Origin of the sequence: Nocardioides marmoriginsengisoli (assembly GCF_003725695.1) — a bacterium.
GTDB lineage: Bacteria > Actinomycetota > Actinomycetes > Propionibacteriales > Nocardioidaceae > Marmoricola > Marmoricola marmoriginsengisoli.
In genome coordinates this window covers 80,787-94,383 of the sequence record NZ_RJSE01000002.1, presented here as the reverse complement: position 1 = coordinate 94,383, position 13,597 = coordinate 80,787, and the positions used below count along the sequence as shown (strand labels likewise).

15 protein-coding genes and 1 tRNA gene are annotated in these 13,597 nt (G+C 70.8%); 9 read left to right on the top strand and 7 right to left on the bottom strand.

What is annotated here, in order from left to right:
* Positions 1 to 178 precede the first annotated feature (178 nt).
* Complete coding sequence (locus EFK50_RS01715) at positions 179 to 742, top strand: M23 family metallopeptidase (RefSeq protein WP_123225825.1); 564 nt, start codon at positions 179 to 181, stop codon at positions 740 to 742.
* 15 nt (positions 743 to 757) lie between these two features.
* Here EFK50_RS01715 and EFK50_RS01710 read toward each other — a convergent pair whose 3' ends face one another.
* Positions 758 to 997, bottom strand: a complete 240-nt coding sequence (locus EFK50_RS01710) for a hypothetical protein (protein ID WP_123225824.1) — start codon at positions 995 to 997, stop codon at positions 758 to 760.
* A 53-nt stretch (positions 998 to 1,050) separates the two neighbouring features.
* Between EFK50_RS01710 and EFK50_RS01705 the strand changes: the two genes are divergently transcribed.
* Positions 1,051 to 1,650, top strand: a complete 600-nt coding sequence (locus tag EFK50_RS01705; RefSeq protein WP_148046020.1) for a hypothetical protein — start codon at positions 1,051 to 1,053, stop codon at positions 1,648 to 1,650.
* 10 nt (positions 1,651 to 1,660) lie between these two features.
* On the opposite strand, the gene EFK50_RS01700 is transcribed toward EFK50_RS01705, so the two are convergent.
* Both EFK50_RS01700 and EFK50_RS01695 read right to left on the bottom strand, forming a co-directional pair.
* Positions 1,661 to 2,281 (bottom strand): hypothetical protein, encoded by a 621-nt coding sequence (locus EFK50_RS01700; RefSeq protein WP_221177237.1) that lies wholly within the window; start codon positions 2,279 to 2,281, stop codon positions 1,661 to 1,663.
* Between the two features lie 204 nt (positions 2,282 to 2,485).
* Positions 2,486 to 2,573: transfer RNA gene (locus EFK50_RS01695), tRNA-Leu, on the bottom strand.
* Between the two features lie 75 nt (positions 2,574 to 2,648).
* Between EFK50_RS01695 and EFK50_RS01690 the strand changes: the two genes are divergently transcribed.
* Positions 2,649 to 4,586 carry a neutral/alkaline non-lysosomal ceramidase N-terminal domain-containing protein gene (locus tag EFK50_RS01690; protein ID WP_123225821.1) on the top strand — a complete coding sequence of 646 codons (1,938 nt, stop codon included), beginning with the start codon at positions 2,649 to 2,651 and terminating at the stop codon, positions 4,584 to 4,586.
* A 23-nt stretch (positions 4,587 to 4,609) separates the two neighbouring features.
* Positions 4,610 to 5,914, top strand: a complete 1,305-nt coding sequence (locus EFK50_RS01685; protein ID WP_123225820.1) for a M20/M25/M40 family metallo-hydrolase — start codon at positions 4,610 to 4,612, stop codon at positions 5,912 to 5,914.
* Here EFK50_RS01685 and EFK50_RS01680 read toward each other — a convergent pair whose 3' ends face one another.
* Together EFK50_RS01680 and EFK50_RS01675 are read right to left on the bottom strand one after the other, a co-directional pair.
* On the bottom strand, positions 5,915 to 6,151 hold the full coding sequence (locus tag EFK50_RS01680) for a DUF5703 family protein (protein ID WP_246003979.1): 237 nt from the start codon (positions 6,149 to 6,151) through the stop codon (positions 5,915 to 5,917). It abuts the gene before it with no gap.
* 8 nt (positions 6,152 to 6,159) lie between these two features.
* Entirely contained in the window at positions 6,160 to 7,122 is a 963-nt protein-coding gene (locus tag EFK50_RS01675) for an aldo/keto reductase (RefSeq protein ID WP_123225818.1), read from the bottom strand.
* Positions 7,123 to 7,222: 100 nt separating this feature from the next.
* Between EFK50_RS01675 and EFK50_RS01670 the strand changes: the two genes are divergently transcribed.
* A complete protein-coding gene (locus tag EFK50_RS01670) occupies positions 7,223 to 8,047 on the top strand; it encodes an undecaprenyl-diphosphate phosphatase (RefSeq protein WP_425454363.1) in 825 nt (274 codons plus the stop codon).
* Positions 8,048 to 8,051: 4 nt separating this feature from the next.
* On the opposite strand, the gene corA is transcribed toward EFK50_RS01670, so the two are convergent.
* Positions 8,052 to 9,029, bottom strand: coding sequence for a magnesium/cobalt transporter CorA (gene corA, locus EFK50_RS01665; RefSeq protein ID WP_123225817.1), 978 nt, complete (start codon positions 9,027 to 9,029; stop codon positions 8,052 to 8,054).
* 127 nt (positions 9,030 to 9,156) lie between these two features.
* Here corA and EFK50_RS01660 point away from each other — a divergent pair, with 127 nt between their 5' ends.
* The 4 genes from EFK50_RS01660 to mshC are packed head-to-tail and all read left to right on the top strand — an operon-like array spanning position 9,157 to position 12,505.
* Positions 9,157 to 9,843: an MSMEG_4193 family putative phosphomutase gene (locus EFK50_RS01660; RefSeq protein ID WP_123225816.1), complete on the top strand. Its 687-nt coding sequence runs from the start codon at positions 9,157 to 9,159 to the stop codon at positions 9,841 to 9,843.
* Positions 9,844 to 9,863: 20 nt separating this feature from the next.
* Positions 9,864 to 10,454, top strand: coding sequence for a DUF3090 family protein (locus tag EFK50_RS01655; RefSeq protein WP_123225815.1), 591 nt, complete (start codon positions 9,864 to 9,866; stop codon positions 10,452 to 10,454).
* Between the two features lie 2 nt (positions 10,455 to 10,456).
* Complete coding sequence (locus tag EFK50_RS01650; protein WP_342772354.1) at positions 10,457 to 11,239, top strand: SCO1664 family protein; 783 nt, start codon at positions 10,457 to 10,459, stop codon at positions 11,237 to 11,239.
* 24 nt (positions 11,240 to 11,263) lie between these two features.
* Positions 11,264 to 12,505 carry a cysteine--1-D-myo-inosityl 2-amino-2-deoxy-alpha-D-glucopyranoside ligase gene (mshC, locus tag EFK50_RS01645; RefSeq protein WP_123225814.1) on the top strand — a complete coding sequence of 414 codons (1,242 nt, stop codon included), beginning with the start codon at positions 11,264 to 11,266 and terminating at the stop codon, positions 12,503 to 12,505.
* On the opposite strand, the gene EFK50_RS01640 is transcribed toward mshC, so the two are convergent.
* Complete coding sequence (locus EFK50_RS01640) at positions 12,502 to 13,362, bottom strand: PAC2 family protein (protein ID WP_123225813.1); 861 nt, start codon at positions 13,360 to 13,362, stop codon at positions 12,502 to 12,504. The genes mshC and EFK50_RS01640 overlap by 4 nt on opposite strands.
* Positions 13,363 to 13,597: the final 235 nt, after the last annotated feature.

The following is a 13,597-nucleotide window of genomic DNA, read 5'->3' as shown; positions in this document are numbered from 1 at the left end:
CTAGCGGTGACCGGGGTCACGGGGCAGGGGTGACGCTGGTCATGGGCCACGCGGGGAACGGTGATTTCGGGGTGACGGCGGTCACCCGGAATTTTGATCCGGCCACGGTTGCCGTGTCTGACTAGTCGGCGGTGCTTGCAACAGCAAGCACCGTTTCGCTTGTCAGGAGAACCTTCCCATGCTGGACAGACTTCGCACCTTGAAGCCTGCCGCCGCCCGCACCGTCGCGGCCGGCGTGGTCGCGCTCGGCGTGTCCGTCGTCCCCGGTACGACGCCGCCGGCGCACGCCGACCAGGTCGTCGACTACCGGGTGCTGCCCGGAACCGTGCTGACCCCGCTCCCGCCGACGTGGGTCCTCCCGGTGCGCGGCTACCGGCTGACCGGCCGTTTCGGCGACGTCAGCGGGCTGTGGAGCTCGGTGCACACGGGGCTGGACTTCGCCGCGCCGGCCGGTACGCCGATCCGGGCGGTCGGTGCCGGCGTGATCACCAGCGCCGGGTACGACGGCAGCTACGGCCAGAAGACCGTCCTCACCCTCGCGTCCGGCACCGAGCTGTGGTTCTGCCACCAGAGCGCGGTCGACGTGGTCGTGGGGCAGTGGGTCGTGCCGGGTCAGGTGATCGGCGCGGTCGGCTCCACCGGGAACGTGACCGGACCGCACCTCCACCTCGAGGTGCGCCCCGCGGTGGACGACCCGATCGATCCGGACGCCTGGCTGCACCGGCACGCGCTGCGCCCCTGAGCCGGTCGCCGGCGACTACTTGATGATGATCTTGAAGACGTCGCCGCGTCGCATCGTCACGACGGCCCGCTTCGCCCAGGCCCGGTCGAAGGTCTGCCCGTTGACCCGCTGCAGACGTGCGTGCAGCTTGTCGATCGCGACCTCGACGTCCTCGTCGGCGGTGGCCAGGACGATCTCGTTGACGATGTCGCTGACCTGCCGGCCGATCCGCGCGCGGCGCTTGTCGTCCGCCGGTGTGGACTTGCCCTTCGCCATGTCCTGATTCTCGCACGGGACGCTGGTGCCGCCGGGACCGTAGTGTCGTCGGCATGAGTGACGAGGGTGCTTCCCGTTTTGCCGCCGCTGCGACCGCGGCGCAGGAGGCGCTCGGGGCGCATGCACGCGCTGTAGCGGGTGCGAGCGGGGACCACGACACCGTGGTCCGGGCCGGCGAGGAGCTACTGCCCGTGCTCCTCGAGTACGTCGATGCACAGTTCGAGCTCACCGGGATCGGCTACCCGCTCGGGATCCTGATGGAGCTCGAGGACGAGGAAGTCGACGAAGGAGATGCCGAGGAGTGGCCGGTGGAGGGCATCTCCGTTCTCCAGCGCCACGACTACGTGGTCACGGACGAGGACGCCGTCCTCGCTGCCGGGAGGCAGGCGTACCTCCAGGCCTGGCCGGAGGACGACGAAGCAGCGGCCGCTGCCGACGTGAACCATGTGGGCCGAGCGCTCTACCAGGTGGCCCACGCCGAAGGCTGGGGCAGCCTCCGCAAGGTACCCGGACTGGCTCCCGTGGGCGGGTTCACCGGCGTGGTCCGGCAGGACGAGCTGCTCGGCCCCGACCCCGACGACTGGGCGGCCGAGGTGCTCGACGAGGATGCCGAGCTTCTGTACTGCCAAGAGGACGTCTTCCGGGCGCCGTGATGGTCTCCGCTCAGGCGCTGGACACGAGGTGGAGAGTGGCGGCGTAGTCGTCGCCGACATCGATGCGCGTGATGTCGTCGAGATCGAACGTGCGGGGTTTCTGGAGCCATTCGGCGGTGGCACTGATCTCGCGGATCGTCAGGACGTCCAGATCGGTGGAGATCACCGAGCCGATCCAGCAGGCGTCAGGTTCCCGGAACTCCGTGAAGACCGCGAGAAGCGGACCTGCTGCAGCGGCGGCGTCGGTGATTGCGGACGCTGTATCGCCGAGGCTGATCTCGGCTTCGGGCGACGCAGGCGGCCAGAGCCCCTTCAACTTCAATGCCTTCTCTTCAAGGTGCTCGCTGGCTACATGAAGCTGCACGGCTTGAATGTCCCTGATGCGAAGGAGCGTCCAACCATCTGGCTGGGCGCCGCCGATGTGGGTCGCGACGAGAACCCACTTCTTGCCGTGTCCGACGACGAACCCGCGAATGGAGTCCGAGTTGGGAATCCAGCGGCAGATCCACACGAGGAGGTGTTCGGCCCGGGCGCGTTCGAGGCGTTCGCGGATCGCCGCCTTGTCGATCGGCGGCTTCCTGGGCTTCGGGGACATGCGCCAAAGGATGCCTGAGCTGCGGCGCGTGGTCATGGCATTTTCTGCGGGTAGCAAGTGCGCTGAGATGAAGGAGCCCAGGTCCCTGCTGGGCTTACGAAGAGGCTGAACCGTTCTGGCAGAGCCGCACCTAGCCGATCCTCGATGGACATGACCCGTCCGTGCCCCTTGAACCCCGGTGTTACGCGGGAAATGGCCCGAAAATGACTGAAGCCCCACCGAAAGGTGGGGCTTGAATCATGGTGTCCGAGGGGGGACTTGAACCCCCACGTCCGTTAAAGGACACTAGCACCTCAAGCTAGCGCGTCTGCCATTCCGCCACTCGGACGAGCGGGCGCAAGACTAGCAAAGTGCGGCCCCAGTTCCGAATCGGGGTGCCTGCCGCTCGCACTAGTCTCGGCGCATGGATCGCCCGCCTGCCCCGGACCTTGCCTGGAAAGACGCTGACCTCACCGCGAAGCGCTTCCGGATCTCCTACGCGGCCCGCCCGGAACCCCGGCTTCCCGTGGTCGAGGGACTGCTCGCAGGGGCGGCCGAGGTCGACCTGACGCCGCCGCCGGGGATGCCGAAGGCGGGGCACTCCAAGAACGCGCAGGACGGCGTCGGGTTCCGGACGCGGCTCAAGGCCCGGGTGGTGCACCTGCGGAGCGGGGAGTCGTCGATCGCCCTGGTCGCGCTGGACCTTTTGGCCGGCTCCGCGCTGATCCAGCAGGCCGTGGCCGAAGCGGTGGCCGACACCGACGTACCGCTGTCGGGGATCTTCCTAGCGGCGACGCACACGCACGCCGGACCGGGGCAGTACAGCGGCAGCTCCTTCTACAACGACTGGGCCTCGAACCGGCCCGGCTTCGACCCGGGGTACGCCGGGTTCCTGGTGGCGCAGCTCACGAGTGCGGTCCGGGAGGCGGTCGCTTCCCGGAGGCCGGCGACGGCAGCCATCGGCAGCACGGAGGTCTGGGGGCTGACCCGGAACCGCTCCCTCGGCGCGTTCGTGCGTAACCCGGACCTGGCCGACCGGCGGATCGAGGACCAGCGCAAGTACGCCGCGATCGATCCGCGCCTGCACCTGCTGCGGGTGGACGACGCCGACGGCCCGCTCGCTTCGTTCAGCTGGTTCTCCATCCACGGCACCGGGATCAGCCACCACGATCCGTCGTACAACGCTGACGTCTGGGCCTACGTCAACGGCGAGCTCGAGCAGCGGGTGTCCGGTAGGCGCCGGCTGATCAGCGGCGCCGTGGTGGCGTCGCACGGCGATATGACACCCGCGGTGCGGCCGGGGATGCTGGTCTTCCCGGAGGCCGAGCGGGTCGGTCGGGGCATCGGAGCGGCCGCTGCGGGCCTGCACGCCAAACTGGGGGAGCGGTTGACGGCCGACCTTCCGGTGGCGGTGGCGCTGCGCCAGCTCGACACCGCGGACGTCATCGACGGCCTTCAGCTCGCCTCGCCGCGGATCGGCTGGGCCAAGACCGCCGGCGCGGGCGAGAACACGACACCGGTGCTGCACCTGATCCCGCCGTTCAAGGCCGGTCATCCCCGCCGTCCGCGCGGCCCGCACGCCGAGAAGCGGATCGCGGGCACCGAGCTCGGCCACGGGCGCTTCGTCGGCCGTCCCGAGGACTTCCCGACGATCATCCCGGTGCACCTACTGCGGCTCGGCGACACGGCCGTCGTCGGGCTCCCGTTCGAGACCACGGCCGAGGCGGGTCGTCGGATCGGTGCCGCCGTGCTCGACTCGGACCTGGACGTCACCGCCGCCTTCGTCTCCTCGCTGGTCGACGACCACACCGATTACCTGACGACGCCCGAGGAGTACACCGCCCAGTACTACGAGGGCGCCTCGGTGCTCTTCGGCCCGCAGCAGCAGGAATGGGTGGCCGGGCAGGCCCGGGAGCTCGCGTCCGACCTGGCGGCAGGTGTCCGGACACCTCCGCGTGACCGGACCTTCGACTTCGCGGTACGGCGCTACCTGGCTGCTGCTACCGGCGTCGCCGCGGAGCGGACGGTCGGGGCGGTCCGGTTCATCGAGGCCACCGGTGTCGAGGACGCGTTCTGGGAGTTCTCCTGGACCGACGTCGCTCCCGGGGACCTGGTGTGGCACGAGCCGTTGGTGCGGGTGGAGGTCTCCGAGGGCGACGGCTGGCGCCCGGCCGAGTACGACGGCCGCCCGGTCGACGACCAGGGCTGGCACCTCGGCGTCACCTACGCCGGACGCCGCCGAGGCGCCCACCAGTACCGGGCCCGGTGGTTCGCGCCGCCGCTGGGCCGGCCTGTCAAGCACCGGTTCGTGCTGCTCGCCAACGGCGCTCAGCCCGAGACGGCGGGTCCGGCGTTCGACTGAGCCCCGTGGGGCAGGATGGGTGCATGACCGACCTCGCGTACGACCCGGCCGCCGAAGTGGTCTCGATCTGCAGCGACCTGATCCGGATCGACACCACCAACTACGGTGACGAGACCGGGCCCGGGGAGCGGAAGGCCGCGGAGCACGTCGCGACCCTCCTGGACGAGGTCGGCATCGCCTCCGAGGTGTTCGAGTCCGAGCACGGCCGGACCTCGCTGATCGCCCGCTGGGGCGGAACGGACGGCGAGCCGGTGCTGCTGCACGGCCACCTGGACGTCGTACCGGCGAACGCCGCGGACTGGCGGGTCGACCCGTTCTCGGGCGAGGTGGCCGGCGGCCTGGTCTGGGGCCGCGGCGCGGTCGACATGAAGGACTTCGACGCGATGCTGCTCTCCAGCGTCCGGGCCCGCGCCCGGGCCGGCGTCGTCCCGGACCGTCCGCTGGTGCTCTGCTTCACCGCCGACGAGGAGGCCGGCGGGGCGAAGGGGGCCGGCTACCTGGCCCGTGAGCACCGGGAACTCCTCGACGACTGCACCGTCGCAGTCGGTGAGGTCGGCGGCTTCAGCACGACCGTGCGCGGTCGCCGGGTCTACCTGATCGAGGCCGCCGAGAAGGGGATGGCCTGGATGCGGCTCACCGCGCGCGGCACGGCCGGGCACGGCTCGATGCGGCACCCGGACAACGCCGTCACGCGGCTCTCCACCGCCGTCGCCCGGATCGGACAGCACCAGTGGCCGGTCCGGCTGACCCCGACGATGGAGGTGCTGCTGGCCGCGGTCGCCGAGCTGGCCGGGACGACCGCCACCCCGGAGAACGCGGAAGCCCTCGTCGAGGAGTTCGGTGCCGCCTCCCGGATGCTCGGCGCGGTGATCCGCAACACCACCAACCCGACGATGCTCGAGGCCGGCTACAAGGTCAACGTGGTCCCCGGCGACGCCACCGCCCGGGTCGACGGCCGGTTCCTGCCCGGGTACGAGGACGAGTTCTGGGACACCCTGGCGGAGCTGGCAGGCCCGGACATCGAGATCACCAAGGACGCCCACATGCGCGGCCTGGAGAACCCGTACGACGGCCCGGTGGCCGCTGCGATGACGGCGTCGCTACTCGCCGAGGACCCGGACGCGATCGTGGCGCCGTACCTGATGAGCGGCGGGACCGACGCGAAGTACTGGGCCGACCTGGGGATGACCTGCTTCGGGTTCACCCCGCTGCGACTACCCGAGGACCTGGATTTCACCGGGCTGTTCCACGGCGTCGACGAGCGGGTGCCGGTGGACTCGCTGGAGTTCGGGGCGCGGGTCTTCGACAGGTTCCTGGGCAGCCTGTAGCTACCAGGCGAACCAGAGCTGCTGCTGGCGGATGATCTTCCGGCGCAGCACCACCCGGCGGTTTCCGTCCGGGCCGATCCGCAACCGGTCGAGCTCCCAGCCGCCCGCCTCGGCTCGCTGCACCAGCAACCGGGTGACGAAGTTGCGGGACTCGTCGCGGGAGATCAGCAGCTGGTCGTACTCGTACTCCACCCCGGGACGCAGGGCGCGGCGCTGGCGTTGTGGAGCGGCGGTCACGGTTCTCCTCAGGTCTCCGGGGCGTTCGTGCTCGAGACGTCGTCGAGTGCTTGCCTGATCTCCGGCGGGAGCTCGCACTCCTCCACCAGCAGCGAGGCTTTCAGCTGCTCGGCGGTCCGGGCACCGATGATCGGCGCGGTGACGCCGGGAGCGTCCCGGACCCAGGCCAGGGCGACCTCCAGGGCCGACCAGCCGAGCCCTTCGCCGGCGCGGACGATCGCCTCGACGATCCGCTCCGAGCGGTCGTTCAGGTGCCGGCCGACGAAGGAGGCGAAGTGCGGGGACGCGGCGCGGGAGTCCGCCGGGGTGCCGGTGCGGTACTTGCCGGTGAGCACGCCGCGGCCCAGCGGCGACCAGGGCAGGATCCCGAGCCCCAGGGCCTGGGCTGCCGGCACGACCTCCGCCTCGACCCCGCGACTGAGCAGCGAGTACTCGACCTGGTTGGAGATCGGCACCGCCCGCCCGGGCACGGCGCGCTGCCAGGTGGCCGCCTGCGCGGACTGCCAGCCGGTGTAGTTGGAGATGCCGACGTACCGGACCCGGCCGGAGGAGACGGCGTGGTCGAGGGCTCCCAGGGTCTCCTCGAGGGGGCAGTCGTCGACCCAGGTGTGCACTTGCCACAGGTCGACGTGGTCGACCTTGAGGCGGCGCAGCGACGCGTCCAGGTTGCTGAGCAGGAACCCGCGGGAGGCGTTGGTCTCGCGCTCGCCGCGCAGGTGCGCGATGCCGGCCTTGGTCGCGAGCACGATCTCGTCGCGCGGCACCACGTCGCCGAGCAGCGAGCCGATCACCCGCTCCGAGTCGCCGTTCGCGTAGCCGGCCGCGGTGTCGAGCAGGGTGCCGCCCGCCTCGACGAAGGACACCAGCTGGTCGCGGGCCTCGTGCTCGTCGGTGTCGCGGCCCCAGGTCATCGAGCCGAGTCCGAGACGGGACACCTTGAGACCGGTGCTGCCGAGGTGCCGCTGCTGCATGCCGAAAGATTAGCCAGCCGGAGGGGAGTGCGGGCGTCCGGCTCGCCGGGGACCTGCCAGTCAGGTGGGAGTCAGGTGGTGCGGCGTAGGCTCACGCCCCGTGATCGAGTTCTTGAAAGCGGTGTTCCTCGGAACCCTGCAGGGTCTGACCGAATTCCTGCCGATCTCCAGCAGCGCGCACCTGCGGATCTTCCCCGAGCTGTTCGGCTGGGACGACCCCGGCGCTGCCTTCACCGCCGTGATCCAGATCGGTACCGAGCTCGCCGTGCTGATCTACTTCCGCAAGGACATCTGGCGGATCGCGAGCATGTGGCTGAAGTCGCTGTTCAACGCGGAGTACCGCGGACACGTCGACGCCCGGATGGGGTGGTACGTGATCGTCGGCTCGGTCCCCATCGTCGTCCTCGGGGTCGCCCTCAAGGACATCATCGAGAGCGACTTCCGCAACCTGTGGGTGATCGGCACGATGCTGATCGTGCTCGGCGTCGTGCTCGGCGTCGCCGACCGGATCAGCCGGAACAACCGCACCCAGGCCGACCTCGGCCTCAAGGACGCGGTGCTGATGGGGGCCGCCCAGGCGGCTGCGCTGATCCCCGGGGTCTCCCGGTCGGGAGCCACGATCTCGATGGGCCGCTTCCTCGGGTTCGACCGCGAGGCCGCGACCCGGTTCGCCTTCCTGCTCGCCATCCCGGCCGTGGTCGGCGCCGGGATCTTCCAGCTCGGCGACATCCCGAACGGGGACAACGCCTACGGCTGGGGGCCGACGATCACCGCGACCGTGGTCGCGTTCATCGTGGGGTACGCCTCGATCGCGTGGTTGCTCCGGTACGTGTCGACGAAGTCGTACACGCCGTTCGTCGTCTACCGGGTGCTGCTCGGCGCCGGGGTGCTGATCCTGGTGGCAACCGGGGTCATGAACGCCTGATCGCCTACAACCAACCCGAACGCCGGGCGATGATCCAGATCGCCAGCGAGCTGCAGGCCATCAGCAGCAACGACAGCGGGTACCCCAGGACCCAGTTCAGCTCGGGCATGTGGGTGAAGTTCATCCCGTAGATGCCGGCGACCAGCGTCGGGGCTGCGACCAGGCCGACCGCGGCGGAGATCTTCCGCATGTCGTCGTTCTGCTGGATGCTGATCTGCGCCAGGTGCGCCTGGAACGCGGCGGTCAGCAACGTTTCCAGGTCCTCCATCGTCTCAGCCACCCGGTTGAGGTGGTCGGCCACGTCCCGGAAGTACGGCGCCGCTTCGGCATGCACGCCGCGGACCGCTCCCTGGGCGAACCTGTTCACCGGGTCGCGCAACGGCTGGACCGCCCGGCGCATCTCGGCCAGCTCGCGCTTGAGCACGTAGATCCGGGCCGAGTCGTTGGTGCGCTCCGAGCCGAACACGGACGCCTCGACCTCGTCCACGTCGGTGACCAGCTCGCGGGCGACGTCCTCGTAGGCGTCGACCACCTGGTCGCAGACCGCGTAGACCACCGCGGACGGCCCGTGGGCGAGGACGCTCTGCATGCCCTCCAGGGCGATCCGGGCGTCGTGCAGGCCGCCGCCCTTGCCGTGCCGGACGGTGACCACGAAGTTCTCACCGATGAAGACGTTGATCTCGCCGGTCTCGACCGCGTCGTCCTCGTCGACGTACCAGAGGGTCTTGAGGGACAGGAACAGCGATTCCTCGTAGCGCTCCAGCTTGGGGCGCTGGTGGGCGGTCAGCGCGTCCTCGACGGCGAGCGGGTGCAGGTCGTAGAGGGCAGCGACGGTGTCCAGCTCGTGCTTGGTCGGCTCGTGCAGGCCGACCCAGACGAAGTCGCCGTCGGTCGCCCGGGCCCGGACGCCGGAGAGGTCGGAGGCGGAGGTGCCGCAGTCGACCCGGACCCCTTGCCGGTACAGCGCGTTGTCGACGATCACAGGTCGAGGTTAGAACTCCCGACGGCAACACCCCCGCAGGCTCTCCGGGATGATCCGCGCTTCGCTCGTCGACGCGCTGTCGTCCACGCGGCACCGAGCAAGCTCGGGCGATCGATAGACTCCGCGCGTGGCAACGGTGATCCTCGCGCGGCACGGCCGGACCTCGGCGAACGCGACCGGCGTGCTCGCCGGGCGCACCCCCGGGATCCAGCTCGACGAGGTCGGGGTGGAGCAGGCGACCCGCGCCGCCGAACGGCTGGACGGGCTCGCGCTCTCGGCCGCGTTCACCTCGCCGCTGGAGCGCTGCAAGCAGACCTCGGCGATCCTCCTCCGCGGGACCAGCCTCAAGGCCCGGGTCGAGCGCGGTCTCAACGAGTGCGACTACGGCACCTGGTCCGGACAGCCGATGAAGAAGCTGGTCAAGGAGGACCTCTGGAAGGTCATCCAGGCCCACCCGGCCGGGGTGCGCTTCCCGGGCGGCGAATCGATGGCGGAGATGTCGGCGCGCTCGATCGCCGCGATCCGCGACCGGGACGTGCAGGTGACCGCCGAGCACGGCGACGCGGCGGTCTGGCTCGCGGTCGCGCACGGCGACGTGATCAAGGCGATCCTGGCCGACGCGCTCGGGATGCACCTGGACGCGTTCCAGCGGATCGTCGTCGACCCGGCCAGCCTCTCGGTGATCCGGTACAGCCCGACGCGCTCCTTCGTGCTGGCGATGAACACCCACGAGGGTTCGCTCGCGCACCTCGCGGCGCAGACCGAGAAGCCGGACGAGAAGCTCGGCGGAGGGACCGGCCCGGGCCGCGGGTAGGCCCCAGTAGGCTCGTCCGCATGGCGCCTCTCGTCCACAAATTCGACCCGCCCGAGCGGTTCATCGCCGGCACCGTCGGCGAGCCGGGCCAGCGCGCCTTCTTCCTCCAGGCACGCGCCGGCGCCCGGGTCACGAGCGTCGCGCTGGAGAAGCAGCAGGTCCAGATCCTGGGGGAGCGGATCGACGAGCTCCTCGACGAGCTGCTCGGGTCCGGCGGCGTCGCCGTGGTGATCCCGGCGATCACCCCGATCGACCTGATCGACAACGGCCCGCTCGACCAGCCCATCGTCGAGGAGTTCCGGGCCGGCACGATCACGCTGTCCTGGGACGTCGAGGACGAGCGCGTGGTCGTCGAGGTGTTCCCGGTGGTCGAGGTGGACGCCCCGATCGAGGCCGACGAGGACGACCTGGTCGACCTGCCGATCGAGGAGCCCGAGCCGGACGAGATCTTCGTCGTCCGGATCTCGCCCACGCAGGCCCGGGTCTTCGCCACCCGAGCCGGTTCGGTGGTCCAGGCCGGCCGACCGGCGTGCCAGTTCTGCGGCGGCCCGATCGACCCGGCCGGGCACCTCTGCCCGCGCGCGAACGGCTACCGGCGGACCCAGAGCTGAACGTGGACACCGGGCTCGACGTCCTCGCCACCGGCGAGATGACCCTGCTCGGCAGGATCATGCCCGCCTCCAACCACACCTACCTCTGCCGGCTCGGCCCCGAGGAGGGCGGTGTCCAGGGCGTCTACAAGCCGGTCTCCGGCGAGAAGCCGCTCTGGGACTTCGACGAGGGCACCCTGGCCGGCCGCGAGTACGCCGCCTGGCTGGTCTCCGAGGCGCTCGGCTGGTCCGTCGTACCGCCGACGCTGCTGCGCGACGGGCTCTCCGGCCCCGGGATGGTCCAGCTCTGGTGCGAGCCCGATCCGGACCAGGCACCCGTCGACATCCTCCCGCAGGGGCCGCTCCAGCCCGGCCAGCTGCACGTGCTGGACGCCTTCGACAACCACGAGCGCCCGGTGATGCTGGTGCACGAGAACACCGCGGCGCTGCGGCGGATGGCCCTGTTCGACCTCGTCGTGAACAACACCGACCGCAAGGGCGGGCACGTGCTCGCGATGCCGGACGGCCACCGGTACGGCGTCGACCACGGCGTCTGCTTCCACGTCGACGACAAGCTCCGGACGGTGCTGTGGGGCTGGGCCGGCGAGGCGCTGAACCTCGACGAGGTCGCCGGCCTGGTCGGTCTGGCCGCTGAGCTGGACGGTCCGCTGGACGACGAGCTCGCGGCCCTGCTCACGGTGCCGGAACGCCGGGCGACCCGCGGCCGGCTGCAGACGCTGCTGCGCGAGGGCCGCTTCCCGCAGCCCGGCGAGGGCTGGCCCTCCCTCCCGTGGCCCGCCTTCTGAACCCTCCCGGATACTCTTCCTCGCATGCGTGCCTGGTCTGCCCCCGACGTCCCCCCGCTGCCCGTCCGGGCGCCCGAGGTGCGGGTGCACGACTCGGCGACCGGAGGTCTGGTCGAGCTGGTGCCGCCGTCCGGGGTGGCGCGGATGTACGTCTGCGGCATCACGCCGTACGACGCCACCCACCTGGGCCACGCCGCCACCTATGTCGCCTTCGACCTGCTCAACCGCGCCTGGCGCGGCGCCGGCCACGACGTCCGCTACGTCCAGAACGTCACCGACGTCGACGACCCGCTGCTCGAGCGTGCGACCGCGACCGGCGAGGACTGGGTCGAGCTCGCCGAGCGGGAGACCGAGCTCTTCCGCACCGACATGGAGGCGCTCCGGGTGCTTCCGCCGAGCGCGTACGTCGGCGCCGTCGAGGCGATCCCGCTCGTCGTCACGATGATCGAGCAGCTCCAGAAGGCCGGAGCGGTCTACCCGGTCGGACGCGATCTCTACTTCTCGGTGACGGCCGACGACACCTTCGGCTCGGTCTCCGGCTGGGACCGCGACCAGATGCTCGCGATCTTCGCCGAGCGCGGCGGCGACCCCGACCGACCCGGCAAGCGCGATCCGCTGGACTGCCTGCTGTGGCAGGGCGAGGACCTGGAGGCGCGCCCGGACGACCCGGCTTGGGACTCGTCCCTGGGGCGCGGACGTCCCGGGTGGCACATCGAGTGCTCGGCGATCGCCCGTGACCACCTCGGCGCGGGCCTCGACGTTCAGGGCGGCGGCAGCGACCTGGTCTTCCCGCACCACGAGATGAGCGCCTCCGAGGCCCAGGTGGCCGAGCCCGACGTACGGTTCGCTCGGGCGTACGTGCACGCCGGGATGGTCGCGCTGGACGGCGAGAAGATGTCCAAGTCCAAGGGCAACCTCGAGCTGGTGTCGCGGCTGCGCGGGCAGGGGGTCGACCCGATGGCGATCCGGCTGGCCCTGCTCGGCCACCACTACCGGAGCGACTGGGAGTGGACGGCCGCCGACCTCGCCGGCGCGGTCGACCTGCTAGGCCGGCTCCGGGAGGCCGTCGCGGCTCCGACGGGCGCCGAGGCGGGTCCGGTGATCGAAGCCGTGCACCGTGCGCTCGCGACCGACCTGGACGCTCCGGCCGCGCTGGCCGTGCTCCGCGACTGGGCGGACTCCACCCTGGCGGGCGCCGGCGACGAGGCGGGTGCGGGCAAGGTCGTCGCGGACCTCGCCGACGCCGCCCTCGGCCTCAGGCTCTAGACGGGACTGTCTCCCGGGTTCTCGCGGCGCTTCAGGTACCGCTCGAACTCGGCGGCGATCGCCTCGCCGCTGGCCTCGGGGAGATCCGCGGTGTCCTTGGACTCCTCCAGGCTGCGGACGTACTCGGCGACGTCCTCGTCCTCCTCGGCGAGCTCGGCGACACCGCGTTCCCAGGCGCGGCTCTCCTCGGGCAGGTCGCCGAGCGGGACCGCGATCTCCAGCAGGTCCTCGACCTGGGCGAGCAGCGCGAGGGTGCCTTTCGGGCAGGGTGCCTGCGGTAGGTAGTGCGGGACCGCCGCCCAGAACGAGACCGCCGGGATGTCCAACCGGGCGCAAGCGTCCTGGAGGACGCCGACGATGCCGGTCGGACCCTCGTAGGTCGAGGGCTCCAGCTTGATCCGGTCGTCCAGGTCGAGCTCGGTCGCGGTCCCGGTCACCGGGATCGGCCGGGTGTGCGGCGTCTCGGCGAGGAGCGCGCCCAGGGTCACGACCTGGGCTACCTCGAGGTCGTCGGCCGCGGCCAGCAGTTCGCCGCAGAATCCGCGCCAGCGCATGTTCGGCTCGATGCCGCGCAGCAGCACCACGTCGCGGTGCGACCCCGGCGGGCGGGCGACGTAGATCTGGGTGGTCGGCCAGGTGATCCGGCGCATGCCCTCGTCGTTGGTGCCGACGACGGGCCGGTTCACCTGGAAGTCGTAGTAGTCCTCCGGGTCGATCGCCGCGACCAGCTGGGCGTCCCAGACCTCGATCAGGTGGTCGATGACGCCGGTCGCCGCGCCGGCCGCGTCGTTCCAGCCCTCGAAGGCGCTGATCATGACGGGGTTGACCAACGGGCGAACCACATCGATTTCGATCACGCGTCCAGCCTAGCCACGACCGTTGTCCGTTCTGGTGAAATGTCCGACAGGAGTTCGCGCGGACCCCGTAGACTTGTCGCCGTCGAGAGGCGTTGCAAGGGACTGCCGGTCTGAGGTTCAGTTCCCCCACGCTCGGCAGAGCTAAGGACGCCTTCCGCTACGGAAGGAACGCACGTGAACGCCGCTTGGGAGCCGAACCTCCGCCCTGACTGCACCGACGAGCTCGCCCGTGCGC